The sequence below is a fragment of the Vibrio sp. 1580 genome, from assembly GCF_033340055.1.
The window spans coordinates 1-685 of the sequence record NZ_JAWOVT010000311.1; the positions used below are offsets into that span (position 1 = coordinate 1).

Below are 685 nucleotides of genomic sequence, written 5' to 3' on the forward strand. Positions count from 1 at the left end.
AGTGAGGGCGTATTTATTAAAAAGTAGGGTTATCTTATGCGTTAGGGTTAGGCAGGCCGCCTAGCGCTTCATATAGATTTGGTAGGAAAGCGCTGAATTCACCGCACATTAGTGAGAAGTCAGCATCAAAGCGAGCCGCTTGATCTTCACGTGGGATATCGTCGTTTTGATCTTTCAACTCATCTGAGAATTTTAGACGTTTGATGCCGGAATCTTCAGCCATGATGAACTCGATTCGGTCTTGCCAGTTAAGTGCAAGTTTCGTCACGACTTTGTCAGCTGCGATGTGATTGCGGATTTCATCTGTGGTCAGCTCTTGCTTCTTACAGCGAATCACGCCACCTTCTTCAAGCACCGATTTTAACTCAGCTTCGTCCATCATGGTGATGCCTTGCGGTGTGTTACCTGTTTTAACCCATTCAGTTAGCGTGGTTTCAATTGCTACTTCTGGAATCGCAGGAACAACAGGTAAGCTACCCATGGTTTTACGCAGTAGCGCTAATACGTCTTCTGCTTTTTTGTAGCTGCTTGCATCGACAAGGATGAAGCCTTCTTTTGGCATAATCAACACGTGAGTGTGGCTGCTGCGGCTAAAGGCACGAGGCAGCAAGTCCATCACGATGTCATCTTTTAAGTTGTCTTCCTCTTTCTTCTTCAAAGGGCGACCTTCTTGTGCTTCCATAGC

1 protein-coding gene is annotated in these 685 nt (G+C 46.1%); it reads right to left on the reverse strand.

The genetic code is table 11. The features are described 5' to 3' along the window. Window positions 1-34 precede the first annotated feature (34 nt). Window positions 35-685, reverse strand: a 651-nt coding sequence (rdgC, locus tag R7093_RS25710) for a recombination-associated protein RdgC (RefSeq protein ID WP_318147085.1), incomplete at its 5' end; no start/stop codon positions are given.